At 45.1% G+C, this 25,334-nt stretch carries 26 protein-coding genes; 1 reads left to right on the forward strand and 25 read right to left on the reverse strand.

Going from position 1 to position 25,334, the window contains the following annotated elements; genetic code table 11:
• Positions 1-24 precede the first annotated feature (24 nt).
• From ACOXXR_RS05195 to ACOXXR_RS05280, 18 genes are all read right to left on the reverse strand, one after another.
• Positions 25-810 (reverse strand): L-threonylcarbamoyladenylate synthase, encoded by a 786-nt coding sequence (locus ACOXXR_RS05195; protein WP_445278198.1) that lies wholly within the window; start codon positions 808-810, stop codon positions 25-27.
• Between the two features lie 98 nt (positions 811-908).
• On the reverse strand, positions 909-1,496 hold the full coding sequence (gene leuD, locus ACOXXR_RS05200; RefSeq protein ID WP_023023115.1) for a 3-isopropylmalate dehydratase small subunit: 588 nt from the start codon (positions 1,494-1,496) through the stop codon (positions 909-911).
• A 10-nt stretch (positions 1,497-1,506) separates the two neighbouring features.
• Positions 1,507-2,889, reverse strand: a complete 1,383-nt coding sequence (gene leuC / locus ACOXXR_RS05205; RefSeq protein WP_023023113.1) for a 3-isopropylmalate dehydratase large subunit — start codon at positions 2,887-2,889, stop codon at positions 1,507-1,509.
• 2 nt (positions 2,890-2,891) lie between these two features.
• Entirely contained in the window at positions 2,892-3,161 is a 270-nt protein-coding gene (locus tag ACOXXR_RS05210) for a DUF1294 domain-containing protein (RefSeq protein ID WP_023026767.1), read from the reverse strand.
• Positions 3,158-4,195, reverse strand: coding sequence for a 3-isopropylmalate dehydrogenase (gene leuB / locus ACOXXR_RS05215; protein WP_023026766.1), 1,038 nt, complete (start codon positions 4,193-4,195; stop codon positions 3,158-3,160). Before leuB ends, ACOXXR_RS05210 begins: the two co-directional genes overlap by 4 nt.
• A gap of 11 nt (positions 4,196-4,206) precedes the next feature.
• Positions 4,207-5,769 (reverse strand): 2-isopropylmalate synthase, encoded by a 1,563-nt coding sequence (locus tag ACOXXR_RS05220; RefSeq protein WP_023023107.1) that lies wholly within the window; start codon positions 5,767-5,769, stop codon positions 4,207-4,209.
• Between the two features lie 314 nt (positions 5,770-6,083).
• Complete coding sequence (locus ACOXXR_RS05225; protein WP_445278199.1) at positions 6,084-6,740, reverse strand: YpmS family protein; 657 nt, start codon at positions 6,738-6,740, stop codon at positions 6,084-6,086.
• Positions 6,712-7,551, reverse strand: coding sequence for an SGNH/GDSL hydrolase family protein (locus ACOXXR_RS05230; RefSeq protein WP_445278200.1), 840 nt, complete (start codon positions 7,549-7,551; stop codon positions 6,712-6,714). The genes ACOXXR_RS05225 and ACOXXR_RS05230 overlap by 29 nt, the downstream gene beginning before the upstream one ends.
• Before the next feature lie 53 nt (positions 7,552-7,604).
• Positions 7,605-8,873: a dihydroorotase gene (locus ACOXXR_RS05235; protein WP_445278201.1), complete on the reverse strand. Its 1,269-nt coding sequence runs from the start codon at positions 8,871-8,873 to the stop codon at positions 7,605-7,607.
• A gap of 11 nt (positions 8,874-8,884) precedes the next feature.
• Entirely contained in the window at positions 8,885-9,349 is a 465-nt protein-coding gene (locus tag ACOXXR_RS05240) for an NUDIX hydrolase (protein WP_287514531.1), read from the reverse strand.
• 20 nt (positions 9,350-9,369) lie between these two features.
• Positions 9,370-10,026, reverse strand: coding sequence for a uracil-DNA glycosylase (locus ACOXXR_RS05245; protein WP_287514534.1), 657 nt, complete (start codon positions 10,024-10,026; stop codon positions 9,370-9,372).
• A gap of 25 nt (positions 10,027-10,051) precedes the next feature.
• Positions 10,052-11,563 carry a glycosyltransferase family 39 protein gene (locus tag ACOXXR_RS05250; RefSeq protein WP_445278202.1) on the reverse strand — a complete coding sequence of 504 codons (1,512 nt, stop codon included), beginning with the start codon at positions 11,561-11,563 and terminating at the stop codon, positions 10,052-10,054.
• Positions 11,564-11,602: 39 nt separating this feature from the next.
• On the reverse strand, positions 11,603-12,472 hold the full coding sequence (locus ACOXXR_RS05255; protein WP_445278203.1) for a GNAT family N-acetyltransferase: 870 nt from the start codon (positions 12,470-12,472) through the stop codon (positions 11,603-11,605).
• A 63-nt stretch (positions 12,473-12,535) separates the two neighbouring features.
• The gene (pyrE, locus tag ACOXXR_RS05260; RefSeq protein WP_414279306.1) at positions 12,536-13,165 is read right to left on the reverse strand and encodes an orotate phosphoribosyltransferase; all 630 of its coding nucleotides are present in this window, start codon (positions 13,163-13,165) and stop codon (positions 12,536-12,538) included.
• A gap of 142 nt (positions 13,166-13,307) precedes the next feature.
• On the reverse strand, positions 13,308-14,000 hold the full coding sequence (gene pyrF / locus ACOXXR_RS05265) for an orotidine-5'-phosphate decarboxylase (protein ID WP_006596444.1): 693 nt from the start codon (positions 13,998-14,000) through the stop codon (positions 13,308-13,310).
• A gap of 375 nt (positions 14,001-14,375) precedes the next feature.
• Positions 14,376-15,314 carry a dihydroorotate dehydrogenase gene (locus tag ACOXXR_RS05270; protein ID WP_445278204.1) on the reverse strand — a complete coding sequence of 313 codons (939 nt, stop codon included), beginning with the start codon at positions 15,312-15,314 and terminating at the stop codon, positions 14,376-14,378.
• A 10-nt stretch (positions 15,315-15,324) separates the two neighbouring features.
• Positions 15,325-16,131 carry a dihydroorotate dehydrogenase electron transfer subunit gene (locus tag ACOXXR_RS05275; protein WP_195324026.1) on the reverse strand — a complete coding sequence of 269 codons (807 nt, stop codon included), beginning with the start codon at positions 16,129-16,131 and terminating at the stop codon, positions 15,325-15,327.
• Between the two features lie 191 nt (positions 16,132-16,322).
• Positions 16,323-17,690: a DUF6688 domain-containing protein gene (locus ACOXXR_RS05280; RefSeq protein WP_445278205.1), complete on the reverse strand. Its 1,368-nt coding sequence runs from the start codon at positions 17,688-17,690 to the stop codon at positions 16,323-16,325.
• A gap of 138 nt (positions 17,691-17,828) precedes the next feature.
• Between ACOXXR_RS05280 and ACOXXR_RS05285 the strand changes: the two genes are divergently transcribed.
• A complete protein-coding gene (locus tag ACOXXR_RS05285; RefSeq protein ID WP_048689847.1) occupies positions 17,829-18,737 on the forward strand; it encodes a LysR family transcriptional regulator in 909 nt (302 codons plus the stop codon).
• A 71-nt stretch (positions 18,738-18,808) separates the two neighbouring features.
• On the opposite strand, the gene ACOXXR_RS05290 is transcribed toward ACOXXR_RS05285, so the two are convergent.
• The 7 genes from ACOXXR_RS05290 to ACOXXR_RS05320 all read right to left on the reverse strand — a co-directional run bounded on the left by ACOXXR_RS05290 (position 18,809) and on the right by ACOXXR_RS05320 (position 25,278).
• Positions 18,809-19,540: an NAD-dependent protein deacylase gene (locus ACOXXR_RS05290; RefSeq protein WP_445278206.1), complete on the reverse strand. Its 732-nt coding sequence runs from the start codon at positions 19,538-19,540 to the stop codon at positions 18,809-18,811.
• A gap of 10 nt (positions 19,541-19,550) precedes the next feature.
• Positions 19,551-20,309 (reverse strand): hypothetical protein, encoded by a 759-nt coding sequence (locus ACOXXR_RS05295; protein WP_445278207.1) that lies wholly within the window; start codon positions 20,307-20,309, stop codon positions 19,551-19,553.
• Positions 20,309-21,019, reverse strand: coding sequence for a purine-nucleoside phosphorylase (gene deoD / locus ACOXXR_RS05300; protein ID WP_040803271.1), 711 nt, complete (start codon positions 21,017-21,019; stop codon positions 20,309-20,311). The genes ACOXXR_RS05295 and deoD overlap by 1 nt, the downstream gene beginning before the upstream one ends.
• Positions 21,020-21,419: 400 nt before the next feature.
• Entirely contained in the window at positions 21,420-22,694 is a 1,275-nt protein-coding gene (locus ACOXXR_RS05305; RefSeq protein ID WP_445278208.1) for a chloride channel protein, read from the reverse strand.
• Positions 22,695-22,699: 5 nt separating this feature from the next.
• On the reverse strand, positions 22,700-23,509 hold the full coding sequence (locus tag ACOXXR_RS05310; protein WP_445278209.1) for a purine-nucleoside phosphorylase: 810 nt from the start codon (positions 23,507-23,509) through the stop codon (positions 22,700-22,702).
• Positions 23,510-23,522: 13 nt separating this feature from the next.
• The gene (locus ACOXXR_RS05315) at positions 23,523-24,065 is read right to left on the reverse strand and encodes a DUF1697 domain-containing protein (protein ID WP_023023068.1); all 543 of its coding nucleotides are present in this window, start codon (positions 24,063-24,065) and stop codon (positions 23,523-23,525) included.
• Between the two features lies 1 nt (position 24,066).
• Positions 24,067-25,278, reverse strand: coding sequence for a phosphopentomutase (locus ACOXXR_RS05320; RefSeq protein WP_023026756.1), 1,212 nt, complete (start codon positions 25,276-25,278; stop codon positions 24,067-24,069).
• Between the last annotated feature and the right edge of the window lie 56 nt (positions 25,279-25,334).

The following is a 25,334-nucleotide window of genomic DNA, read 5'->3' on the forward strand; positions in this document are numbered from 1 at the left end:
CTGTAACGACCTTTTTTCTATCTTTTAATAGTACTCCCCTTGGCGGTAGTTCCAAGAGTTGAAATGATCAGATAAGTGCATCATGATCTTGTCGATATCCAATCCCTTACGGATCACGACTGGGCAAGTATTGACAGAACGGCTACCTGCTCCTTGTTCTGGGATGAGTTTTCCTTCTGCATCAACCATAGAAACCATCACTCCTTGTTCATAGCGAGTTTCAATAGTCTTGTCTGGTTGGATAGAGGCTACATAATCATCGGCTTCGATGACCAAATCCACGGCACCTTCGATTCGCTCTCCGATTCCCTCGACTTTCCCACGATTTCCTTTACCAGATGGGTTAGCTGAAGAGGCATAAACCATTTTGCCTTCTTTTTCCCACATTTCTTTGGCGATTTGCTCACCAGCTTTACCGAATTTGATGACAAAACAGCTGGTTCCACGAACATCTGTCATGAGTTCTTCACGTCCATCGCCTAAGGCTTGTAATTTGGCATAGGCATCTTCACGCCAAGGAAGGATACAACCAAGCAAGATATCTTCATCCCAATGTTTTTGGTAGAAGGCATCGATTTCAGGATTCAATTGAGCAAGGGCCCGGAGTTCATCCATGCTCCCACAAAGAACCACACCTGGTTTGTTGCGGTTGCGTTCTTTAGCTTCGAACTTCCGTTCCAAGCCGGCCTTGTCGCTGGTCATGATGATGTAGCCGACTTTTGTAGGGCAAACGATACAACCTCCCTCTCCTTTAAGAATGTCAAATCCTTCTTGTGAAAGTGTTCCGTCCCATTGAATATGTTTTGTCATAAATTTCGTCCTCTTCTATTCTTTTTTTCTATTCTATCAAAATTACCAAAAAGCTTCAATATATTTTCTGAAAATTCTTAATTAACTATACAATTTTATTACCAATATGCTGGCCGTTGCTTTTCATAAGCGGCAATCAAGTCCTCATATTGAAGTGTAATCCCAATATCATCTAAACCATTGAGCAATTTGTGCTTCCAATCTTGATCGATCTCGAAGCTAAATTCTCCAACTGGCGAGATAATCTTTTGCACTTCCAAATCCACCGTCACTGGATCTATCGGCTTCAAGCTGGCCAGTTTTTGTCGAACCTCTAAGGGCTGTACAATCGGGAGCATTCCATTATTGAGTTCATTATTGTAATGGATATCTCCGAAGGATCCGGCGATGACGACTTTAAAGCCATAATCAGCCAAGGCCCAGGCTGCATGTTCCCGAGAGGAACCTGCCCCAAAATTGTCACCAGTGATCAAAATGGTTGCCTTGCGGTATTCCGGCTTATTAAAGATAAATGTTGGATCCTCGGTATACTGATCGTCCAAATAGCGCCAAGCATACATGAGGTATTTGCCAAAGCCTTTTTTATCAATCAGCTTTAAGAATTGCTTGGGGAGGATTTGGTCGGTATCGATATTATCGTTCATTAAGGGAACGGTTGTCCCCGTATAAATGGTAAATTTCTCCATGATTCCTCCTTTATTGAACTTCAGGCATTTGGCGCACATCGACAAAGTGACCGGCTATTGCTGCTGCAGCTGCCATAGCTGGGCTACAGAGATGGGTCTTAGCCCCAAACCCTTGGCGGTCTTCAAAATTTCGATTGCTGGTAGAGGCACAATGGACGCCATCTGGAACCTTATCTGGATTCATTCCTAGACACATAGAGCAACCTGGATCACGCCATTCAAAGCCTGCATCCATAAAGATCTTGTCCAAACCTAACTTTTCAGCAGCTTGCTTAACCGGACGAGAACCAGGTACGACTATGGCTGTTAAGTTGGGCGCGATCTTTTTGCCTTTCACAAACTTGGCTGCCAACTCCAAATCACTGAGGCGCGCGTTGGTACAAGATCCGATAAAGATATAGCCTAATTCAATGTCTGCTGGTTTTTGGCCAGGTTCTAGATCCATATAATGATAGGCCCGCTCATCATTCATGTCACGAATCTCTGGAAAGGAAGTTTCAAAGTCCACTCCCATGGAAGGATTGGTCCCCCAGGTCACCATCGGAGCTAAGTCAGATACATCCATACGGATGACCTTGTCATATACGGCTTCGTCATCACTGACCAGAGTCTTCCAATCCGCTACTGCGGCCTCAAAATCATTTGGCACACATTCGCGTCCCCGAAGGTAGTCAAAGGTCTTCTCATCTGGGTTCATGATCCCCATTTTGGATCCGAACTCGATAGACATGTTGCAGATGGTCATCCGCTCTTCCATGGTCAAGCGATCAATCGCTTCGCCCCGATACTCTACGACATAGCCAACGCCGCAGGCAACACCGTAACGCGCTATCAAAGCTAGGATGTAATCCTTTGAATAGATCCCTTTTTGCGGGGTTCCGGTGAATTCGACCAACATCTTCTTGGGTTTGACCTGCCAGATGGTCTGGGTGGCAAAGACATGCTCTACCTCACTGGTTCCAATTCCAAAGGCAATTGCACCGAAAGCGCCATGGGTTGCGGTATGGCTGTCTCCACAGACAATGAACTTTCCAGGCTGAGTTCGTCCAGTTTCAGGGCCCACCATATGAACGATTCCTTGTTTTTCTGAACCGTGAGCCGCATGATCAATTCCAAAATCTTTAACGTTTTCAGCTAATTTATCAATCTGAGCCTTGGAAATCACATCCCGGATATCATAAATGTTAACCGTTGGGACATTGTGGTCAAAGGTTCCAAAGGTTAAATCTGGCCGTCGAACCTTGCGTCCTGCATCCCGTAATCCCTGAAAGGCTTGGGGACTGGTGACCTCGTGGATATAGTGTTGGTCCACATACATGAGTTGGGGCTGGCCTTGCTCACCGGTCACTACATGCCGTTCCCAGATTTTATCAAAAATTGATTTTCCTGCCATCCTTACCTCCATAAAGCGTAGAGTGTGTATAGGGTGAGAAGCGTTCCTAAGAGCCAGGTAACTTTAAAATACCATTTCTGTGTTTTGTGATGAAAGAGGAGCCCTCCAGTCCAAGCCCCTAGCCCCCCAACTGCAAAAGCATAAAAGAGCAAGGTCTTTTCTGGTATCCGCCAGTCATTTCGTTTAGCCTTTTCCTTATCAACTCCGTAGAGGATCCCTACGAAGAGATTCCATAGAAGGATCAAGCCCGTAATCATTCCTTTTACACTCATAATCGTTTTATAATTTCTTCTGTCATTTCTTTTGTCGAAGCTCTGCCTCCTAGGTCTCTAGTAAAGATCCCTGCAGCAAGAGTCGCCTCTACGGCTTCTTCAATTCGTCTAGCGTCTTCTTCTCGATCAAAACTTTCTCGCATCATCATGGCAACAGAGAGGATCATCGAGACTGGATTCGCCACGCCCTGACCCGCAATATCTGGAGCTGATCCATGAATAGGCTCATACATACTTGGCCCTGACTCCGAATGACTAGCCGATGGCATGACGCCAAGAGTTCCAGATAAGACACTGGACTCATCAGAAAGAATATCTCCGAAAAGGTTTTCCGTCACGATGACATCAAAGCGTGACGGATTAGTAATCATGAGCATGGCTGCTGAGTCTACCAACTGGTGCTCCAAGGTCACATCCGGGAAGTCTTGAGCCACTCGATCTGCAACTCTTCTCCATAGTTTAGAGGTTGCGAGGACATTTTGCTTATCAATGCTAGTGACTTTCTTACGGCGTCCACGCGCAATCTCAAAAGCCTTACGTACGATACGCTCCACTTCTTCAAGAGAGTAGTCATTGATATCCCGTGCTTGATCTTCTTCTAAGATATGATCTCCAAAGTAAATCCCGCCTGTAAGCTCACGAACCACTACGAAATCCACACCTTGAATGCGATCCTCCTTCAAAGGTGACAAGTGCTTGAGGGCATCATAAATTTTAACCGGACGTATGTTAGCATAGAGGTTGAGCTCCTTACGAAGGGCCAACAAACCTTGTTCCGGACGAATCGGTGCTTGGTCATACTGGGGACTTCCGATAGCTGCTAAGAGAATAGCATCAGCTTCCTTGCTAGCTTCTAGAGTAGAAGCTGGTAGAGGATGACCAGCCGCATCAATCCCAGCTCCACCAAATGGATGCGCTTGGACTGAATAGTCAAAATTTGTTTTTTTTGCCACTGCTTTCAGTACGGACAGGCCAGCCTCCATAATCTCTGGTCCTATTCCGTCTCCTGCAAGGGCGACAATTTTCTTCGTCATAGTGTTCTCCTTTAGGCATCGGGCAGATCACGATAGGATACAATGTGGCCAATCTCTCCAGCATTCTCTTTTTGCACCAAGGTATTAGCATTGATATAGGCAATTGCTGAGGCCTTCAATACGTCAAAGTCTAAACCAGAAGCGTTAAAGATAGTATCTGTCGCTTCATTCTCAACAGTAACCAGTACACGCGCTTGGGCATCAATCCCATCTGTCACCGCATCAATGCTGTAAGAGGTCAGACGAACTTCTTGGTGGAAGAATTGATCAATAGCGTTAAAGATTGCTTCCACTGAACCTTGACCTTTGGCAAGATATTCAAGAATTTCACCATCTTCATTTTTCAGGCTGACTGTTGCAGTGATGCTTTCATCTTCGTTCGTTGTGAGGCGAAGATCATCAAAATGGAAGCCTTCTGGATTTTCCACTGCTGTACCGGCAACAAGGGCTCGGATATCAGCGTCTGTGATCTCGTGTTTCTTGTCTGCCAGAGATTTGAATTTCGCAAACAATGGCTTGATGTCTTCTTCTGTGAATTCCAATCCCAACTCATGCAGTTTTTCGACAAAGGCGTGGCGCCCTGACAATTTCCCAAGAGGAAGGCTATTGCTCTTGACACCCACCAACTCAGGCGTGATGATTTCATAGGTAAGAGGATTTTTAAGAACGCCGTCTTGGTGAATCCCAGACTCGTGTGAGAAGGCATTGCCACCAACAACTGCCTTGTTTTTAGGAATTGGAATACCAGAGTAACGAGAGACCAACTCAGAAGTGTTGATGGTTTCATTGAGCACAATCGGACTGTCAACCTGGTAATAGTCTTCCCGGATATTGAGGGCAACCGCCACTTCTTCAAGCGCAGCATTTCCAGCCCGTTCACCGATTCCATTGATGGTTCCTTCGACACGACCAGCTCCATTCTTGACAGCGGCGAGGCTATTAGCAACTGCCATCCCTAGATCATCATGGCAATGAGGAGAATAGATGATCTCGCGGTCTGTTTTGACATGGTCAATCAAGTATTTGAAAATCGCGCCATATTCTGCTGGTGTCGTGAAGCCGACCGTATCAGGAATATTGATATAGCTAGCCCCTGCATCGACTGCAGTTTGAACGACTTGCAAGAGGAAATCCAATTCCGTCCGAGTCGCATCTTCCGGTGAGAACTCCACAATCTCAAACTTAGAACGTGCGTAAGAGACGTGCTCTTTGATAGCCTCAAGAATTTCTTCCTTGGTCTTGTTGAGTTTAAACTCCCGGTGAATCGGACTGGTTGCGATAAAGACGTGAACTTGCGGATACTTAGCATCTTTCAAGGCTTCATAGCAGGCATCAATATCCGATTTGACCGAGCGAGCCAAACCTGTAACAGCTGTCTTGGTCAAGACCTTTGCAATTTCCTGCACAGCGGTGAAAGAGTCCGGACTGGCTGCTGGAAAACCAGCTTCAATAGCAGAAATTCCCCATTTTTCTAATTGCTTGGCAATGGCAATCTTTTCTTTAATGGAGAAATTGACTCCAGGAGTCTGTTCTCCATCCCGAAGACTGGTATCTAAAAATTCAACTTTACGCATAGGGTCTCCTCTTTTCTAAACATAGTGAATAAAATAAAAACATCTCGCCAGTTACCTAAGCGAGATGTTTTGTTACTCCCGCTTGGTAAGCCAAACAGGACTAATGCTTTTGCACTAGCCCGAGTACCTCAACAACAAAGCAAATTGAATAAACTTAGCTGTTTTCATGTTTGACTTTTCTCCTTTGTCTGATGTCTTGTTTAGTATTTTAGCACAGGGAAAATTGAATGTCAAGAATTTTCTATAATATTCTGAATTTTTTGAATAGAAGCAAAATAAAGGCGAAAGCCTCTTTTTGCTTTCGCCTCTTATTCTTATTTTTTTCTGTAGAGATCAAAGATGATTTGATCATTGTATAGATCAATGGTATTTGCTTTGACATAAAAATTCATCTCATTTTTGATCTTGGCAAGCTCGATCTTTATCGTCGCCTCTTTGCTATCAATGCTTACAAAGTCAGGTAAATCCTTGTTTGTAGATAGTATCTGCATCACGGTCTTCTTAGGAAGTTTCAAGGTCCCAACTGAAAAATCCTTGAGAGTCAAGAGGATGCTCCCATCCTCTAGCTTACTCGGCTGGAAATAGATATAGAGGGGGTACTCCTTTCCTAAAAAGTTCAGTTTCCCCTCCAGTAACATCTGTTGATTGTCTGCATAAAGTTGATAATCACTCAAATGATAACTTTTCAGCATGACCTTGATGGTTTCATTAAGTTGAGCTCTTGTCGTTGTCATACTGCCAATCTTAACATCTCCTTTTTGGTTAGGAGTCTGTAGTTGACGGACATCCTCTCGAACCGTTGAGAAGCGAGTCCATACGACTAGACTGGTTGCTAATAAGAAACTGACCAAGCTAAGAAAGAGCCATTTCCAGATATTTATCGGGGTTTTCTCTCGTCTCTCCTTAAAATGAGGCCCTGTGGTTGGTGGCTTGACCTTCTTTTCACTCAAACCATTTTTTCTTAGTTGCATGTATTTTCTCCAGTACGGCTTCTTTCATAATTTCATATCCTGTATTATTGGGATGAAAACTATCCTCGTCATACAAGGCATCGTTGGTCACAGTTTCTTTTCCTAATTCGTTCTCTGTCACCCCACTCTTACCATCAATGCCCTTATAGAGAAGGTCGTTGATCGGAACAAAATAGACGCCCTGATAGGCAGAAAGGATCTCCTCCGTTCTTTGGTTCCACTGATCGACAAGGGTCTGCAATTCCGTTAGATCGGGGAAATTGAGATACAAGGGATTATAGATTCCCACCACGTAAACAAGCAGATCTGGATTATCCTTGCGGGCCAATTCGATGATCTGCTTGAGATTTTTCTCATAGGTTTTCGATGCTTTCTCAAAGCGGTCCAGATCTAAGTTACTGGTATCCTCAAGAATGGCCTTTCGCAGGTCATTGCCCCCGACAGTAATGGTCAGTAACTGTGCCCGTTTCAGGTCCTTTCGAATCTCCTTTTTCTCCTGCATGCGTGATAAAATTTGACCGCTCGTGTTGCCAGAGACACCATAGTTGATTGCTTTGAATTCAAGATCTGTTTCATTGGTCAAACTCTGAGCAAGTAGTGGAACAAAACCTCCTTGATTGGTGCTATCTCCTACCCCTTTGGTCAAGGAATCCCCAATCGCTACATAGGTAACTGTCTTTTTTTTGGCACTTGTTGACTGTTTGGTCATCACTGGTTCTGCCGAAGGAAGGAGCCAATTGACCAAGAAAAAGCAGACCAGAAAAGTGACCAAACAATACAAGATCATCTCTAGTATTTTTCTACTATTCATACACTCCTCATTCGTCCAGCTTTCAATTTGACTTTCTTATTTTTGAGTCAGGTTTAGGCTTGGTAGACAATCTTGCCCTGGCAGATGGTATAGGCTACTTGTCCCTTGAGGGATTCACCGACAAACGGGGAATTGGCTGCCTTAGAAGCAAAATGATCAGACACTAAACGGTCAGCATCCGGATCAAAGATCACAATATCTGCTGGTCCACCGACTTCCAAATAGCCCGCTTCAAAGTTATATAATTTAGCGGGATTATAGGTCATTTTTTCTAAGAGTTCCATCAAGCTGAGCTCTCCTGCGTGGACCAAATAGGTCAAACCAAGCGATAGAGAGGTCTCTAATCCTGTCATGCCGGAAGGAGCCTTGGTGATATCGGCTACGTTCTTTTCATCCGCATGATGAGGCGCGTGGTCCGTTGCGATTACGGTAATGACTCCTGACTTCAAGCCTTCGATGACTGCACGACGGTCTTCTTCCCGACGAAGAGGCGGATTCATCTTGGCATTGCTTCCCTTAGACAGCAAGAGATCTTCAGTCTTAGAAAAATGCTGAGGAGCTACTTCTGCTGTAACAGGAGCACCTATCGCTTGGGCAAACTCGACTACCTTGACACTCTCAGCTTTCGAGAGATGCTGGATGTGGAGGTGGCCACCTGTTGCGTGAGCAATCATAGCATCACGCGCTGCCATCGAGTATTCTGCCACACCAGTCGCTCCGCAAACCTTGAAGTGCTCCCGAGCAATGTGCTCATTGAGTCCCAGAATGCCGTTCAACTCTGGATCTTCTTCGTGGAGACTAATAAAGGTCCCCAGACGTTTGGCTTCTTCCAAGGCCTGACGGACTACCTTGGTACTTTGCAACGGGATCCCATCATCTGAGAAACCGACAGCTCCAGCCTGTAGCAAGCCTTCAAAGTCGGTGAGATGTTGGCCATCAAAGTTCTTGGTAACCGTCGCTACGGTTTTAACATGAATGGCTTCCTTAGCAGCAGAATCCAAGACTTCTTTTAAGGTCTCGACATCTGAGATTGTTGGAGTGGTATTGGCCATCATGACGACTGTGGTAAAACCACCTGCAGCAGCTGCGAGAGCCCCAGTGTGAATATCTTCCTTGTGGGTCTGACCTGGTTCACGGAAGTGAACGTGAATGTCCACCAAACCTGGCGCTACCACCTTGCCACTCGCATCGATGACTTGGGCTCCCTCATAAGAAAGAGATGGACCCATTTCTACAATTTTCCCCTGATCTACCAAGAGATCACATACTTGGTCCAAACCAGTTTTTGGATCCATTACCCGACCATTTTTAATGACTAACATCTTCTACTCCTTTATTCATAGAAATCAACATGGGTCTCTAGCAAGCGATCCCCATCATAGCGGAACATAGCTGAAAAGAAGGGTTTATCCTCCAAGAGCCACTCGACAAAGGTGTGGTCCCCCTCCCAAGTTGGCTTACTTAAGACTTGATCATAAGGCACCCACTCCAGTGTCCCTTCGTTACACTCGATGAGCTCCCCTTCAAATTCGGTCACCTTGAAGACATAGGTGTACCAGTCCAGGTCAGGTGTAAATTCTGGGAAGGTGATAATTCCTTTTAGAACTGGCTTAGCAACTAGACCCGTTTCTTCAAGAATTTCTCTAGCAGCACATTCTTGAGGAGTTTCCCCGCGTTCTATTTTTCCACCAACTCCAATCCATTTTCCTTCATGGACATCATTGGGCTTTTTATTGCGATGAAGCATCAAAAACGCTTCTCCATTATCGATATAGCAAATTGTAGCTAACTGTGGCATTATTTCTTCTTTCTATTTTCCTAACTTCGCAACCAATCAATAGGCTCGCGACCCATCTCCGTTAAATAAGCGTTAGCCCTTGAAAAAGGACGGGAGCCAAAGAAACCGCGATAGGCCGATAAGGGACTGGGATGGGCACTTTCAATAATCAAGTGTTTGCTTGCATCAATCAAAGACTTCTTCTTCCGAGCATAGGCACCCCACAGAATAAAGACAACATGCTCCTCCTCTTGGCTGACTAGGCGAATAACTGCATCTGTAAACTCTTCCCAAATCAGGCCAGCGTGCCCATTGGCTTGGCCAGCGGGCACTGTCAGACAGGCATTGAGTAAGAGAACCCCTTGCTCTGCCCAAGGCGTCAAATCATGGGAAGGCTTAAGCCCCACATCTTCCGCTAACTCCTTTAAAATGTTTTGCAAGGATGGAGGTGCTGGGATGTCATCCGGTACAGAAAAGCTGAGCCCCTGTGCTTGACCAGGACCGTGATAGGGATCCTGACCCAGAATCACAACCTTAACCTCTTCCAGATTCGTTGTTTTTAAGGCCTGAAATACCTTTTCTCTAGGAGGATAAATGATTCCCGAAGCGTAGGCCTGGTCTAAAAATTGATTGATTTGCTTAAAGTAGCCCTCAGGCAGCATCTCCTTAAGCAATTGGTGCCAACTTGAATGTTCCATCGCTTCTCCTTACAGCATAAAATAATTAACCGTTCTCTTGAGATTTTCTTGGACCGGCAGCCAAACCAATAGAGGCTAACAAGAGAATTTGTGGTAGAAATTGGATCAGATAACGAGTCTTGCCGCCTTCAAAGATGGTCAAAAAGAGAAGACCACCAAAAACAGCAAGCGATAGGAAGTGGAGTTCGTCATCGTTCTTCTTCTTGAGATAGACAAGGACCAGGCCAGCTGCCATCACAATCCAAACCAACTGTTTGACGAACTCATAATAACGGTACTGAGGTCGATCTGTACTTAAGAAGTAAGTACGAATCCATTTGGCAATCGGTAAATCCTTGGTATAAGGCTCGTAAAGAGGGTTAATGACTGGAGTCTTTTCGTATTCAACATCCCGATAGAGCCAACCAAGTGTCCCTTCTGCCACTGTCAAGGATTGCTTGGTATAAAGATGTCCCAGGAGTCCAATCGGTCCATATTCCTTCAAGCGCCGTTTGATTTCTTTAATGATATATTCGTTCTTGAACATCCCATTATTGTACTCGTCTCGCTTATCTTCGTCGACATATTTCAAGAGCCCTTCTTTCATATCTGCTTGGTTGTGACCAATATCCGTCAAGCCCAAGTTAATAAACAAGAGCGGTCCTTTAGCCAGCCCTTCCCCTTTTAAAATAGGGACAGCCGTTTGGTGTTTGACAGCTGTATTCAGAGCTCCAAAGACCAGACCAGTTGATAAAAGGGTTATAGCAAAGACTTTTCCAAAGACCTTCCACTGCCCTTTAAAAAAGAGGACCATCCAAAAGGCCATCACGACAATAATAGTCGTCGGACGGATCAGCATAGTAAGCCCTGATAAGAGGCCAAGCCACAAGGATGTCTTCCATTGTGCACCACTGTCGCCCCCTTTTAAGAGATCCAAGGATAGCCCTAATTGCAAGGCGATGAGAGGAAGAGGCGGAATATCCGTGTACATGGAGTAAAAATAAGGCGAGTAACAGATTAAGAGCACATAGAGGGTATACACCCAGTCTGCCACTTTTTGGTCATAATGTTTCAGCCCTAAACGATACAAGAGGATGGCTCCTGCATTCACAAAGACCATGTTGAGGACTTGCATGACCCAGAGGCCTGCCCCACCAAAGAGTTGGTAGAAAAAGCGTTCGTACAAGAACAAGGGAAGGTTATTGGGATTCCGGCTCAGGTAGCTAGAGATAGAGGACTCTTTTAGAAGGCCAAAGGCTCCCGTATAGACCACCGCAGCATCCCGACGGATAAAGAGTTCCGCAGACAGCATAAAAACAATCTGAACCAGAATCGCTCCCAGCATCAATCCAGTCTTGTGTTTCATCAACCAGGCAAAGGCCCTTTTGAGATAGGAGCGACCAACATAAGCTAGGAGAAAGATAAGTCCCCCAACTACAAGGCCCCATCCCGAAATATCTTTTAGGTATACGATGCTAATGACAAACCAGTGCACCATCAGGAGCAACATGACCAGATGGAGCAATCCAAATAAGACATTTTTACTTTTTACTAACATAGCTCCATTATAGCAAAAAAATAGGGATTTCGCTGGATTCTATCGGCTCTCCATCAAATAGAGGACCTCTGTTTGGATGGTGAAGCCAAGGCTTAGATATAGACTCAGGGCTGCTTGATTCTCTTTTTCAACGACAATCTGAAATTGCTGCTCCACTTCTGCAGCCATCTGATTCATCACACTTCGTAAGAGATAGCGTGCGTACCCTTTGCGGAGATGATCCGGGTCAACGGCTAATCCAAAGAAATAGGTCGTTCCCTGAGATAGATCCACCGTAACAGAAGCAAGAACTTGCTCTTGGTCACGCAAGACAAAGAGACGGGTATCCTGCCCCTCGAGAGACTCGGTCGCATACTTGAGGGCATAGTCAAGATCCGTCTCAAACGCCTTGGATTGAAAATGCGCGATCTCTTGGAGAATGGACTCCACAGCTTCCAACACCATCAGTCCTTCTCTCTTCTCATGGTCAGTGACTTGACAAGGTGCTTCTAACCACAGTTCGTGGTCTTCCTCCTCTGCCTCCACTAAATGAAAATGGCTAAGTAAGTCTGGGTTCTGGTCCAAAAAGCGAAGTTCTGATACATACAGTCTATCGTCTAGCTGATAGTCCTTGCCCAAGTCCATAAAGTCTTCCCATAAGGAACGAGCAATCCCTTGTCTACGAAAAGAAGGTGTCACAAAGAGCTGAACCTCAGCCTCCATGGGTTCATCCGCATAGATGGACAAAAATCCTACCAGCTGCCCCTCCACCGATGCAAGGATAAAGGCTGGCATTGTTTGATCAGCATTGTAGAGATTGTCCAAATAGGGCAAGCGATAGGTTTTATCGACTTGGTGACAGGCTCTCACAAGCTGTTCACACTGCTTTTTTTCTTCTAAACTTAGACGAATCCGTCTTTCAAGCTTCATGAAATTTCCTTTCATCACAAAAACAAAAGAAGAGCCAAGCTTTGGCCCTCCTCCATTATTTCTTTAGTCTTGCCAGGTTTCTTGGTTTTCTTTGAAACGGCGTAACAGTTCCAAACCTTCAGAGGTGATGTAACCTTGTTCTTCAGCCAAATGAATCAATTCAGTGTAGTTTGACAAGGTTTCAAGTTGAACGCCAGCTTCCGCAAATTTCTTATCGGCTTTCTCCAATTGGTAGGTGAAGATAGCCACCACACCAAGGACATCTGCTCCTTCGCGCTTCGCAGCTGCGACAGCCTCCAGAACAGACCCACCAGTAGAAATCAAGTCTTCCACTACCACCATCTTTTGACCTTGTGGTACACGGCCTTCGATTTGGTTTCCAGCTCCATGGTCTTTTGGTTTGCTACGGATGTAGGCAAATGGCAAATTCATCTTGTCCGCAATAATGGCACCATGAGGAATCCCCGCAGTTGCCGTTCCAGCAATCACCTCTACTTCTGGGAAAGCTTCATTGATTTTGTCCACGAAGCCATTTTCAATCAAGGTACGAGTTTCTGGATAAGCGAGGGTCACACGATTATCCGTATAAATAGGGGACTTGATCCCAGAAGCCCAAGTAAAAGGCTCTTCTGGCTTCAAATAAACGGCTTCAATTTTTAGAAGATGGCTGGCAATATCTTTAGCTAATGACATGATAACTCCTTTTTACGATTTTAATCGAATACGAATTAAATCAATAATTGATTTTTAAATGACTGTACAGGTTAGTGAATAGTTTAGCGAAGGCCCTATCGGGCTTCCCGTAGAGCTACAAAAGTTTCACTTTTAGTAGCTCTTACGCATTCCATTGTCTCTTAATTTCATGATAAGCATCCCATGGGTTTTCTGCTTGAATGATCGGACGTCCAACCACGATGTAGTCTGAACCGATGGCATGGGCTTCTTGTGGGGTCATGACCCGTTTTTGGTCACCAATTTCTGCTCCCGCAGGACGGATCCCTGGGGTGACGCAGACAAACTCTTCTGAGGTAGCTTTCTTGATCAAATCTACTTCATGGGCTGAGCAGACAACGCCGTCCAAGCCAGCTTCTTGCGCCTTACGAGCATAATTAACAACTGATTCTTGGACAGTGGTTTGGATGTTTTGGCAATCACGCATGTCTTCTTCACTGGTTGAAGTCAACTGAGTCACCGCCACCAACTTAGCTCCTGGTCCAAGTGCTTTTTTGGCTTCGCGCATCATCTCTACACCACCGGCTGCATGAACTGTCACCATATCCACACCAAAGGTGCCTAGGACAGACATGGCTGACTTAACCGTATTTGGGATGTCGTGCAATTTTAGGTCCAAGAAAATGCTGTGGCCACGACCTTTCAGATAGTGAACAATTTCTGGTCCGACTGCATAGAAAAATTCCATTCCGATTTTTACAAAAAGTTTTTCATCTTCTGGAAAATGTTCTAAAAAGTTTTTGACATCTTCAAAAGCTGGAAAGTCAAGGGCGATGATGGGACGTTCTTCACGCATGGGTTTCTCCTTTTTATGGCTGACATTTTTTCCACAAAAAAACCTTGCCCGAGGCAAGGTTACACGAAAATTAGGTAGTATCTACCCTGATTCACCGTCTAGACCTTAGGAGCCTCTCTGGACCGCTTTAAAGGTTTTTCTACATTGTAGTACGATATGAAAGAAAAGTCAAGAAATAATCATAAAACGTTCGGATTCAATCTGTTTTTTTCATCTTTCGATTAGCGAAAATTCACAAACATTTCAAATTCTTGACGAAGATCCGATTTTCCTGTAAAATTTTTGTATGCTGAGTAAGGGTTGTTTTAGTTGTAGCTTACTCAGTAGCCTGTTGGAGTTGTAGCCAGCAGGCATTTTTTATTTTCTTGATAATCCTTATAATAGATTTTCTCGGACATGCCGACGCAAATCTTCCAAGCTAGTTATTCCATACTGATCCATGACCTTCGGTAAGTATTGGATAATGGTCGGACAAGCATATGGATCTGTAAAGTTAGCAGTTCCGACTCCGATTGCAGAGGCACCAGCAATAAACATCTCGAGGGCTGCTTCTGCTGAATCCACACCACCCATGCCAATAATTGGCAGTTTGGTCGATTGGGCTACTTGGCGGATGAGTTTCAAGGCTACTGGGAAGATAGCTGGACCTGACATACCACCTGTGCCATTGGCAATGATGGGCTTACCAGTCTTGAGGTCAAAGCGCATCCCGACTAGCGTGTTGATCATGGTCAAGCCACTAGCCCCTGCATCTTCTGCAGCCTTGGCGACTTGAGTAATATCGGCCACACTAGGGGTCAACTTAACATAGACAGGAACGGAGGAAGCTTCTACCGCAGCTTTTACGGCTGCATAGGCCAACTCTGGAACCTGTCCAATTAAGAGGCCATTGTTGCCATGGTCTACGTTTGGACAAGAGATATTGAGCTCGATGGCCTTGACATTTTGCGCTTGCGAGATCTTGCCAGATACCGTTGCATACTCTTCATTGGAGAAGCCAGCTACATTGGCGATAATCGGTAGATCTGGATAATGCTGAGCCAACCAAGGGAGTTTCTCTGCTAGGACCACGTCGACGCCAGGATTTTGGAGTCCAATGGCATTGAGCATGCCTGCAGGCGTCTCAGCAACGCGTGGTGTCGGATTTCCGAAGCGAGCCTCAGCAGTTGTCGCCTTGATCATGATGGATCCTAATAAGTCTAAATCATAGTATTTGGCATATTCCTGACCAAAGCCAAAACAGCCGGAAGCCGGAATGATGGGGTTTTTCAAGTCTAATCCTGGTAAGGATACAGCTAATCGATTACTTGTCATACTTTCCTCCCTACATCACAATCGTACCAGTTTCAAAGACTGGACCGTCTTCACACACTCGCTTATTAGCTGCTTGGCTTTCATTTTCTAAATGCACCACACAGGCATAGCAAGCACCCATCCCACAAGCCATACGCGATTCCATAGAAATGTAGGCGCGGGGATGGTCATGGAATTTGGTATTAACATATTTGAGCATGCCAGGTGCCCCACAAGAATAGATAGCATCAAACTCCTGGTCCATCTGATCAATGACCGTAGAAACATAGCCCTCAGTGCCATAAGAACCATCGTCTGTTGTAATGGTGACTTGGCCGTACTGCTTCAATTCTTCTTCTAGGATCACCGCTTCTTTATTGGCAAATCCAAGGACGGAGTGGACTTCTACTCCCTGCTCATGTAGCTGTTTAGCCACTTGAACCAAAGGAGGTACTCCAATTCCGCCGCCGATAATCAAAGCACGCGCCCCTTGACCAAGACCTTTTAGGTCGAAGCCATTTCCCTGAGGACCCATGACGCTGAGGAAGCTACCGACAGGCAAGTGAGAAAAGATGGCTGTCCCTCCCCCTTCTACCCGATAGATGAGGCGACAGGTCTGGCTGTCTGGATCTATCTCAGAGATTGAAATAGGACGACGGAGGAGCTTAGAGTCATCCGGTACACGAATATGGAGAAACTGCCCCGGCAACATCTGCTCCACCATTTCCCCCTTCAAGACCATTGAAAAAATCCGTGGCGCAATCTCTTCTTGAGCGATTAACTCCATGTCTTCCATCATGATTTTTCCAAACCGTTTTTTACAGCTGTCACTGACCATTGGTTTCCTCTTCTTTCTTCCAGCAAAAAAGACCTCGCAAAAGCAAGGTCCTACAAATGATCAGCTAGACTCAGTCCGCTGATCTTTTTTCTGTCTTTCCTTGCAGGCCTCTCTGGACCCCTTAAAGGTTAAATTTGTCTCATTATATCGCTCTCCTTGTCGCTTGTCAAGTAGAAGCCCGATGGCTCCGCTCATTTCCCATCTGTCTCAGGAGAAAACCCTTCTGGTACCGGTGGGATATACTGTAAAGCGATACGATTTTCAGGCTTGCGATCGACCAAGTAGAGAACCAACAAGAAGAGCCATTCCAGGGGCTTCATCAGATAGTAAATGATATCCATGGCCCATTTCTTCTTGATATGTTTGGCAAAGGGATAGCCATAGCGGTCATAATTACGACGCAAGAAGCGATGGAATCGTGGCGTCTTTTCTTCTAGAACCTGCTCAAAGGCATTGGCAACACAGAGCTGGCGATTCACTACAACAGGATGACCATGCCGGACTCCCATCCGTTGGGGCTTGACAACTTTTTCATGGCCACCAGCCGCAACCGTACAGAGATAGTGCTCATCCATGATGAGATTCTGAGGAGGGATCTTTGCCGAGAAGGTCCAATCTGCCGTATTGGTCCAGGCCTTGACCAAGCTATCAGGACGTTGACCAAAGAGCATGAGGACCATGACCAATAGCGCTAACAAGGGGAGGGCAAAGACGACTGCCAACCAAGGCCAGTGTCTGGATTGGTGGAGGATCAGGTGAAAGCGCTGGAGAATTGGATTGTCATAGGTCCTAATGGGATCAGCACCCTCCCACTCCTTCATCCTGGTTCTCAGGAGGCTAATGGAATAAACAAACAAGAAGACCGTGTGACAACCGATGACTTGCAACTGGATGTCAAACACCGCTAACAATACCAATCCCATCAATATCCCACTGATACAAAAGATATTTAAAAGTGGAGACAAGGAATTAGCATCTCGGTAAGAATAAATGACCAGAGCTAGGAAGGAAATCAGTGCCAAAGTAAAAATCGTCGGGAGAGCCTCCGACCAAATCATGGTATGCTTCTGCTCATTGATGAGCTGTTTGGTCCAATCATAATCTGTCAAATCCTTTACTAGATAGATGACGAAGGATTCCAGGATACAGCCAAAGACTCCTATCCAAAGGATTACAAAGTACTTGCGATTGTTAACCCTTCGTTTAATTTTTTCCTCTTCTCTCTCATCATAGACACCGACCAGTTCCTTTTCCAAGGTCTGGGCCTGTATCGTAGACCAGCGAGAAATAACATACAAAATCACAAAAATATTGGGAACAAAATAACTAACCCCTAGGGCATGAACAAGAATTGTAACACTGTATATTGCGACTCCAAAAATAGCATTCCAGAAACCCAAAGATTGGATATTTCCTGGCAAGCTACCAAGGATTAGAAAAACAGACAAACCAAGAAAAATCAGTAAATTGGTCATAAAGTTTATCTTTACTAAACTGGCTAAAAATTTGGTCTCCAGTTCCTGATTCCATTTTTTGTACCAGAAAACGATTTTCTTCATCACATCTCCTCCATCATTTCCCTCATTTTATCAAGCTACAATCAATCCTTCAATTCTAAACCTGTTTTATAGGGAAAAATCCTTCTAGAGACTGATACTAGCTGGGATTTTCTGTCAAAAATATGTTAAAATATAAGCATGAGAATCCAACAATTACATTACATTATCAAAATCGTCGAAACAGGCTCTATGAATGAGGCGTCCAAACAACTCTTCATCACCCAGCCAAGTTTGTCCAATGCTGTGCGGGACTTGGAAAAAGAAATGGGAATTGATATCTTCATCCGTAATCCCAAAGGAATCACTTTGACCAAGGATGGGATGGAGTTCCTTTCTTACGCCCGTCAAGTCGTCGAGCAGACCCAACTCCTAGAAGAACGCTATAAAAATCCAGTAGCCAATAGGGAGCTCTTTAGCGTGTCCTCCCAGCACTATGCCTTCGTAGTCGAAGCCTTCGTCTCTCTCCTCAAGAAAAGCGACATGGAGAAATACGAGCTCTTCCTACGGGAGACCAGAACCTGGGAAATCATCGATGACGTCAAGAACTTCCGTAGTGAGATCGGTGTCCTCTTCCTCAATGGGTACAACCGGGATGTCCTCTCCAAAATGCTGGATGACAGCCACCTCAAGGCAACCCATCTCTTTACTGCCCAACCTCATATCTTCGTCAGCAAGACCAACCCTCTAGCTAACAAAGAGGTGGTGAAATTAGAAGATCTAGAAGACTTCCCTTATCTCAGCTACGACCAAGGGACCCACAACTCCTTCTACTTCTCAGAAGAGATCCTCTCCCAAGAGCATCACAAGAAGTCCATCGTTGTCAGTGACCGTGCCACCCTCTTCAATCTCTTGATTGGTCTAGACGGCTACACCATTGCGACCGGTATCCTTAATAGCAACCTCAACGGAGACAATATCGTTTCCATCCCGCTAGATATCGATGACCCAATCGAGCTGGTCTACATCCAACACGAAAAAGCTAGCCTCTCTAAGATGGGTGAGAAATTTATCGAATACTTACTTGAGGAAGTCCAATTTGATAAATAAGAACTAACCAGCTACACAAGCACAATAAAACACCTGAAACAAGTGGATTTCCACTTCTCTCAGGTGTTCTTTTATTGTCTTAATTTCGAAAACACTTGGCCAATCTTCCCTTCGATGACCAGGTCTGCCTGCTTGTCCTGTGGGATACTGGTCTTATTGATGACGACCAGCTTCTCCCCTTGGAAATACTGGATCAGGCTGGCTGCTGGGTAGACGATGAGGGAGGTACCACCGATAATCAGTAGATCAGCTTCTTGGATGGCTTTGGCTGCTTGGCTAAAGACGTCCATATCTAGAGGTTCCTCGTAGAGGGTTACATCTGGCTTGACCACCTTACCACAATCGAGACAGTGTGGAACAGGCCCTTCCAAAGCTAGAAAGGACTCTAAATCATAAAATCGCTGACAACTCGTACAGTAATTACGGTCGGCACTACCATGGAGTTTCAAGACTTTTTTAGACCCTGCCATTTCATGGAGACTATCAATATTTTGCGTCACCACTGCCTTGAGCTTACCGGTCTCTTCCAGCCAAGCCAGATAGCGATGGGCTGCATTGGGCTTGGCATCTGGATAGAGCAAGTATTTCTTATAGAAGTCGAAAAAGTCCTCTGGATAGCGCTCAAACATGGTATGAGAGACCAGTTGTTCTGCAGTAAAATGGCGCCCCAATGTGACGCTATAGACGCCGTCCGAACTCCTAAAATCTGGAATATTGGATTCTGTAGAGACGCCTGCCCCACCGAAAAAGACGATCCGTTGACTCTGATCAATGATTTCTTGCAAGTCTTTTATTTTATCCATGTATTCCTCTTTACAAGAGTGCTTCGATAACAGCATTGGCCTGATCGAAATAAAAAGGTTCTCGCTGGTAAACAATCCCCGTCTCCTGAGCCAAACTCACCAAGAGCTCCATAAAATGCTGGGAAGAGAATCCAGTCGTCCGGTGGAGTTCCTCTTCATCAAAGGGTTTGATCAAGTGAGCTAGAGGATTGCGGACAGATTTCTCCAACTCCCGCAGTTGCTTGGCCGCATCCTTAGTAGAATCCGGCAAGTCCAAGTGTAAGATCAACTCCGTCAAACTGGACGAATTGACCGCACTCTCACTATGGAATTGTTGCAAGGCTGGATTGTCAGAGGCCCGAATCTTGTCAAACTTCCAATGGTCATAGCTGGACTCCTTGGAGTTGTGGATGTAGTCTGCAATATCTGGGATTTGCATCTCAATCAAGCGCATAAAGATCCGATAGATAGCAGGACTCACCGCCCGAATGAAGTCAATAATCTGCTCGTTGCGAAGCTTGGCTTCTAAGTCATACAGATAGTTCGCCAACTGTTCCTCTTCTGGGTCCTCATGCCAAAAAAGCTGAAAACCAGTTGCATCTAGCAACTCGGTTCTCAACTTTTGGTTCATGATTGGTTGGATATTGAGCTCTCGACGCTCGGCCATTAACTGCAATAAGGTCAAGACCAGCTCTGGCACGCTCTTCTGCTTCTTAGCAGAGCGAAGGGCCCGACTATACTGGTAGGTCTGAAGATCGTAGAGCCACTCATCATGAAGGTATTCTGCCATTAGTCTGCGATCAAGGTTTCTAGACCAACTTTCATCATATCAGTGAAAGTATTTTGACGTTCTTCTGCAGTCGTATCTTCATCTGGATTAACCAGGCTATCAGAAATGGTCATGATGGCAAGGGCATCCACATGGTGTTGGGCAGCAAGATAGTAAAGAGCCGCTGCTTCCATTTCTACAGCTTTCACACCCCATTTACCAAGCTCGATGTTCTTTTCACCATAGTTTGAATAGAAGACATCAGAAGACAAGACATTCCCAACGTGAGTGGTCATGCCAAGGTCCTTGGCAATGTGGTAGGCTTTATCAAGAAGATCAAAGCTAGCGATTTGTGGGAAATCGTATTGAGGCCAGTCGTTACGGATGATGTTTGAGTTGGTTGCAGCAGCTTGCGCCAAGACCAATTCACGGACGTGAACATCGCCATTCAAAGAACCAGCTGTCCCCACACGGATTAATTTTTTCACGCCGTAGTCCACAATCAATTCACGCGCATAGATTGAGATGGATGGCATCCCCATTCCAGTACCCATGACAGACACACGATGACCCTTGTAAGTACCCGTGTAACCAAACATGTTCCGAACTTCGTTGAAGCATACAGCATCCTCAAGGAAATTCTCAGCAATAAATTTCGCACGAAGAGGATCTCCAGGAAGGAGAATTTTATCAGCAATTTCACCTTGCTTAGCAGCAATATGGATAGACATAATTAAGATACCAAGGGCGTTAAAGAGGCAAAGTAAAAATAGGAAATCCGACAAAGATGCTACGCATCTAGAAGGATTTATCTTTTTTACACAGCCTCTAGCCCAGGTTCAATTCAAACCCGAACTACCCTTCCTTTCATTTTTTGTTTTGAAAAGCTTTCCGCTCGTGTTCAAATCAGAACACATGCTCTACCTTTCTGTGTGTATTTTTTAGAAAGCTTTCTGCTCATGTTCAAATCGCAACACAAACTCTAGCTTTCTGGATTCATCATAGAGGCCAGGCATCAAAAGTGAGGTTTATTCCAGCACCAACAAGCCTGGTTCCTTATATGCTTAGTTAAATTATACCATAAAAAGATAGGTTTCATCTAGCTTATAGGGTAAATCCCCTATATAAAAACTACTGAATCTTATCTACTGGAGACTCCTTGATTATTTTCCCCATGAGATGATCCAATCCTTTGGAGAAACCAACAGTTAGAAAAGCTGTCAGCAAGAGATAGGGTAGAGCTGTTAACCCTTGTCCCGTAAACCCAAGGACCAAGCCAGTTGCAGATAAGGGAGCTTTTAAGGTCACTGTCAAAAAGCAAACCGAACCTAGGAGAAAGAAAGCTGGAGTATTTCCAACACCAAGTACCAAAGAGATGAGGGCTGCTCCTGCCATTCCCAGTGCAAAGGAAGGCGTCAGAGTCCCTCCATAGGCACCTGCCCAAAAGGTAAGCAGAACGACTAGAGCTTTTAGGGTAAACAGGAGTAGAATCGTCTGCCATGTGGCCCCATTGAGAATCTCCTGAGCCATCATCCGTCCATTTCCAAGCAGGTGGGGCTGAAAGCTTGCTAGACTAGCTAGGAAAACAAATGCTAATGGCAAAGTGATGAGAATTCGTTTGTCCTTAATTCGATAAATGGATGCCTTCTTTGTGAAACGGGCAAAGAGCCAGGCGACTGGAGTAAGGATGACTATTCCAATAAGCATCTGCCATAAGACAGTAGGTGACCAAGTTATTTCAGGCACTTGATAGAGGGCTCTGTCTGAAATGACCCAACCTGCCGTATAAGCAGCCACATAAGTGGTAATCCCGGCCAAGACAAAGCGTTTCATCGAAAAAGCCAGCGCCAAGGTTTCAAATATAAAAAACACACTCGTTAATGGGACTTGGTAAACCGCAGCCAATCCTGCTCCCGCCCCACAAGCGATTAGGAAAATACGATCTGTCAGAGATAGGTCAAAACCTTCCGCAAGAGGCCCTGCCAACAAGGCGCCAATCTCCCGGGGCGCTCCTTCTTTTCCAATAGGGGCCCCAGCTCCTACGGCAACGATTTGCCAGCTAGAATGGAGCAACTGTTTCCAGAAATGAAGGGTGGGACGAGCATCCTCCTCCTTCATCTGACCCTTGATGGAGAGGAGCTTCCCCTTTCGTTGCAAGAAATACCAGACTAAGGCCGAGGCAAGACCTACAATTAGTAAACTGATACCTATCCGATAAGGAGGAACTCCATCCGTCAAAAAGTTAGACTGATGCTCTGATTGACCAAAGGCCAATCCCTCCACTAATTCTAAAAGAAAATGAAGAAAAATACCCGCTAAACCCGAAACAAGCCCTAGCAGACAAGTTGCTAGGACCATTTTCATTTTATAGGGAATTGCTTGAATAGATATCACAATTCTTTCCATGTTTTTTACAATTCAGCAAGAATCGCTTTAAGCAAGCCTTTGAAGTCTCCTTTAACGCGCTCAGTGACTTCTACCACTTCTTCATGGTTGAGCTCTTCTTGGAAACCAGCCGCAAAGTTGGTAATACATGAAATCCCAAGAACCTTCAAGCCAGAGTGAGCCGCAATGATGACTTCAGGAACGGTTGACATACCTACAGCATCAGCGCCAAGTGTCTTGTACGCACGGATTTCAGCTGGAGTTTCGTAGGTAGGACCTGTCACACCAATATAAATTCCATCATCCAATTTGATGCCAAGTTTGTCAGCTACTTTGTGGGCGATTTCGCGGTAGGCTGGAGTGTAAGCTTTCGACATATCAGGGAAACGAGGACCAAAGTCATCCAAGTTTTCACCGATTAATGGGTTTTGACCTGTCATGTTGATGTGGTCAGTGATAGCCATCAAGGTACCAGGACCGAAGCCGATACCACCTGCAGCGTTGGTTACAAGAACCCCTTCACATCCTAACACTTTCATGACACGAACTGGGAAAGTCACCACTTCCAATGGGTTTCCTTCGTAGAAGTGGAAACGACCTTGAAGCGCCAATACCTTACGTCCAGCAAGATCACCATAAACCAATTTACCAGCGTGTCCGACCACTGTTGATTGACCCCAGTTTGGAATGTCAGAGTAGTCTACTACGACAGCATTTTCGATTTCTTCAGCCAATTCTCCAAGACCTGAACCAAGGATCAATCCGAACTCAGGAGCTTCGATTCCTTTGCCCTTCAAAAATGCTGCTGTTTCATTGATTTTTGCTAATAATGTCATTGTGTTTCTCCTTTTATTTCTTAAGTAATCTACCAATTTTGTCAAAGGTGTTAGCGTTGCGAATAGTGATCTCACGATAGAAAGGCATCTTCATCAGATGTTTGTGGTAGGCGGTTTTAGCGTAGCTTGCTTCTGAGAATTTCCCCCAGAAAACAGCTAGCTTGCCAAAGTGGAGCACTTCATCCCCTAGCTTCAAAGCAAGCAACTTCTCTTCTAGGGATTCCCTATCCAAGCCCTCGGTGTAAAAGAGCACATCCTTGCGAGCCATCTCTTCTGTCCACCATTGCGGTAAGTTTGCACATTCTGCTTCATAGTCTTTTCGACTCAGCAGAGAAAAGCGTTCAATAAAGGGATAATGTGTTTCAAAGAAGGTCGACAGGCACTCTAATAACTGAGATCGAGAAAGACCTGTCGTAAAGAAGATATTGCCACTGTTGATGTAGGTTTCCACTTGTTCCAATCCCAGCTCCGTCAATTCTTGACGAAGTTGAGCCATGACCACCTTGTTTTTGCCGCCAACATTGATTCCTCTTACGAGGAGAGCAAAGCGCATCATCTTAAACCAATTTATCTAAGAAGCTTTCTCCGATCATGGCTTTCTCAACACCAAAGTTGTCCGCCACAGTAGCTGAGATATCCGCAAAGTGACCAACTGGAATCAAGCCGCTACCTTTGAAAGATGGGCTGTAAGCCAAGAATGGGATGTATTCACGAGTATGATCAGTACCAGCGTATGTTGGGTCGTTACCATGGTCAGCCGTAATCATCAAGAGATCGTCTTCTTTCATTGCAGCGATGATTTCTGGCAAGCGCTCATCGAACTCATGCAAGCAATCACGGTAACCATGTGGATCACGACGGTGACCGTAAAGAGCATCAAAGTCCACCAAGTTAGTGAATGAGAAACCATGTTTAAAGTCTTCTGATTTCATAGCTTTGATCAAGTTGTCAATACCGTGGCTGTTTGATTTGTTGTGGCCCATATCGTGGTTGATACCAGCACCGTTGAAGATATCGTTGATCTTACCAACTGCATAGGTATCGATACCAGCTTCGTTCAATTTGTCCAAAACAGTTGGAGCAAATGGTGAAACAGCCAAGTCACGACGGTTAGCCGTACGAGTGAAGTTTCCAGGCTCACCAACGTAAGGACGAGCAATGATCCGACCGAGAAGAGCTGGACGTTCCAAAGTGATGGAACGAGCATATTCGCAGATACGGTAAAGTTCATCCAAAGGAATGATGTCTTCGTGCGCTGCGATTTGAAGAACAGGGTCAGCTGATGTATAGATGATCAACTCGCCAGTTTCCATTTGGCGTGGTCCGAAGTCATCGATAACAGCTGTACCAGAATAAGGTTTGTTGGCTTCGCGGATGACCTTGCGACCTGAGAATTCTTCGATTTTTGTCAAGATTTCTTCTGGGAATCCATTCCAGAAAGTATCAAAGGGTTCTGTAATATTAAGACCCATGATTTCCCAGTGACCTGTCATGGTATCTTTTCCAAGAGAGACTTCTTCTAACTTCGTAGCGTAACCAGTTGGATTGCTCTCAGCTGGAACAGTCTTCAAGGCTTGTTCACGCGGAATATTTCCAAGACCAAGTTTTGCCATGTTTGGCACATTCAAACCAACTGCTTTTGAGATGTGTCCAAGTGTGTCAGATGCGCCGTCAGGTACACCGGCATTGACAAAGTTATTAGCATCTGGAGCTGCTCCGATCCCTACAGAATCTAGTACCACCAAGTGAATACGATTAAATTTTGACATAAACTGCCTCTTTCCTTTATTAAACTAGCTATATTATACCACTTCCCTATAAGAAG

It is taken from the genome of Streptococcus sp. KHUD_013, from assembly GCF_052588545.1.

What these genes read in the sequence shown, in the direction of transcription:
- ACOXXR_RS05245 (WP_287514534.1), bottom strand. Translation starts at nt 10,026, where the DNA reads ATGGAACATTCAAGTTGGCACCAATTGCTTAAGGAGATGCTGCCTGAG.
- ACOXXR_RS05195 (WP_445278198.1), bottom strand. Translation starts at nt 810, where the DNA reads ATGACAAAACATATTCAATGGGACGGAACACTTTCACAAGAAGGATTT.
- ACOXXR_RS05305 (WP_445278208.1), bottom strand. Translation starts at nt 22,694, where the DNA reads ATGGAAAGAATTGTGATATCTATTCAAGCAATTCCCTATAAAATGAAA.
- deoD (WP_040803271.1), bottom strand. Translation starts at nt 21,019, where the DNA reads ATGTCTATCCATATTGCTGCTAAGCAAGGTGAAATTGCTGATAAAATT.
- ACOXXR_RS05235 (WP_445278201.1), bottom strand. Translation starts at nt 8,873, where the DNA reads ATGTTAGTCATTAAAAATGGTCGGGTAATGGATCCAAAAACTGGTTTG.
- ACOXXR_RS05295 (WP_445278207.1), bottom strand. Translation starts at nt 20,309, where the DNA reads ATGGCAGAATACCTTCATGATGAGTGGCTCTACGATCTTCAGACCTAC.
- pyrF (WP_006596444.1), bottom strand. Translation starts at nt 14,000, where the DNA reads ATGCGTGAAGAACGTCCCATCATCGCCCTTGACTTTCCAGCTTTTGAA.
- ACOXXR_RS05250 (WP_445278202.1), bottom strand. Translation starts at nt 11,563, where the DNA reads ATGTTAGTAAAAAGTAAAAATGTCTTATTTGGATTGCTCCATCTGGTC.
- ACOXXR_RS05220 (WP_023023107.1), bottom strand. Translation starts at nt 5,769, where the DNA reads ATGCGTAAAGTTGAATTTTTAGATACCAGTCTTCGGGATGGAGAACAG.
- ACOXXR_RS05230 (WP_445278200.1), bottom strand. Translation starts at nt 7,551, where the DNA reads ATGAATAGTAGAAAAATACTAGAGATGATCTTGTATTGTTTGGTCACT.
- leuB (WP_023026766.1), bottom strand. Translation starts at nt 4,195, where the DNA reads ATGACGAAGAAAATTGTCGCCCTTGCAGGAGACGGAATAGGACCAGAG.
- leuD (WP_023023115.1), bottom strand. Translation starts at nt 1,496, where the DNA reads ATGGAGAAATTTACCATTTATACGGGGACAACCGTTCCCTTAATGAAC.
- ACOXXR_RS05225 (WP_445278199.1), bottom strand. Translation starts at nt 6,740, where the DNA reads ATGCAACTAAGAAAAAATGGTTTGAGTGAAAAGAAGGTCAAGCCACCA.
- ACOXXR_RS05255 (WP_445278203.1), bottom strand. Translation starts at nt 12,472, where the DNA reads ATGAAGCTTGAAAGACGGATTCGTCTAAGTTTAGAAGAAAAAAAGCAG.
- ACOXXR_RS05290 (WP_445278206.1), bottom strand. Translation starts at nt 19,540, where the DNA reads ATGGATAAAATAAAAGACTTGCAAGAAATCATTGATCAGAGTCAACGG.
- ACOXXR_RS05315 (WP_023023068.1), bottom strand. Translation starts at nt 24,065, where the DNA reads ATGATGCGCTTTGCTCTCCTCGTAAGAGGAATCAATGTTGGCGGCAAA.
- ACOXXR_RS05280 (WP_445278205.1), bottom strand. Translation starts at nt 17,690, where the DNA reads ATGAAGAAAATCGTTTTCTGGTACAAAAAATGGAATCAGGAACTGGAG.
- leuC (WP_023023113.1), bottom strand. Translation starts at nt 2,889, where the DNA reads ATGGCAGGAAAATCAATTTTTGATAAAATCTGGGAACGGCATGTAGTG.
- ACOXXR_RS05210 (WP_023026767.1), bottom strand. Translation starts at nt 3,161, where the DNA reads ATGAGTGTAAAAGGAATGATTACGGGCTTGATCCTTCTATGGAATCTC.
- ACOXXR_RS05320 (WP_023026756.1), bottom strand. Translation starts at nt 25,278, where the DNA reads ATGTCAAAATTTAATCGTATTCACTTGGTGGTACTAGATTCTGTAGGG.
- ACOXXR_RS05270 (WP_445278204.1), bottom strand. Translation starts at nt 15,314, where the DNA reads ATGACAAGTAATCGATTAGCTGTATCCTTACCAGGATTAGACTTGAAA.
- ACOXXR_RS05240 (WP_287514531.1), bottom strand. Translation starts at nt 9,349, where the DNA reads ATGCCACAGTTAGCTACAATTTGCTATATCGATAATGGAGAAGCGTTT.
- ACOXXR_RS05275 (WP_195324026.1), bottom strand. Translation starts at nt 16,131, where the DNA reads ATGGTCAGTGACAGCTGTAAAAAACGGTTTGGAAAAATCATGATGGAA.
- ACOXXR_RS05310 (WP_445278209.1), bottom strand. Translation starts at nt 23,509, where the DNA reads ATGACATTATTAGCAAAAATCAATGAAACAGCAGCATTTTTGAAGGGC.
- pyrE (WP_414279306.1), bottom strand. Translation starts at nt 13,165, where the DNA reads ATGTCATTAGCTAAAGATATTGCCAGCCATCTTCTAAAAATTGAAGCC.
- ACOXXR_RS05285 (WP_048689847.1), top strand. Translation starts at nt 17,829, where the DNA reads ATGAGAATCCAACAATTACATTACATTATCAAAATCGTCGAAACAGGC.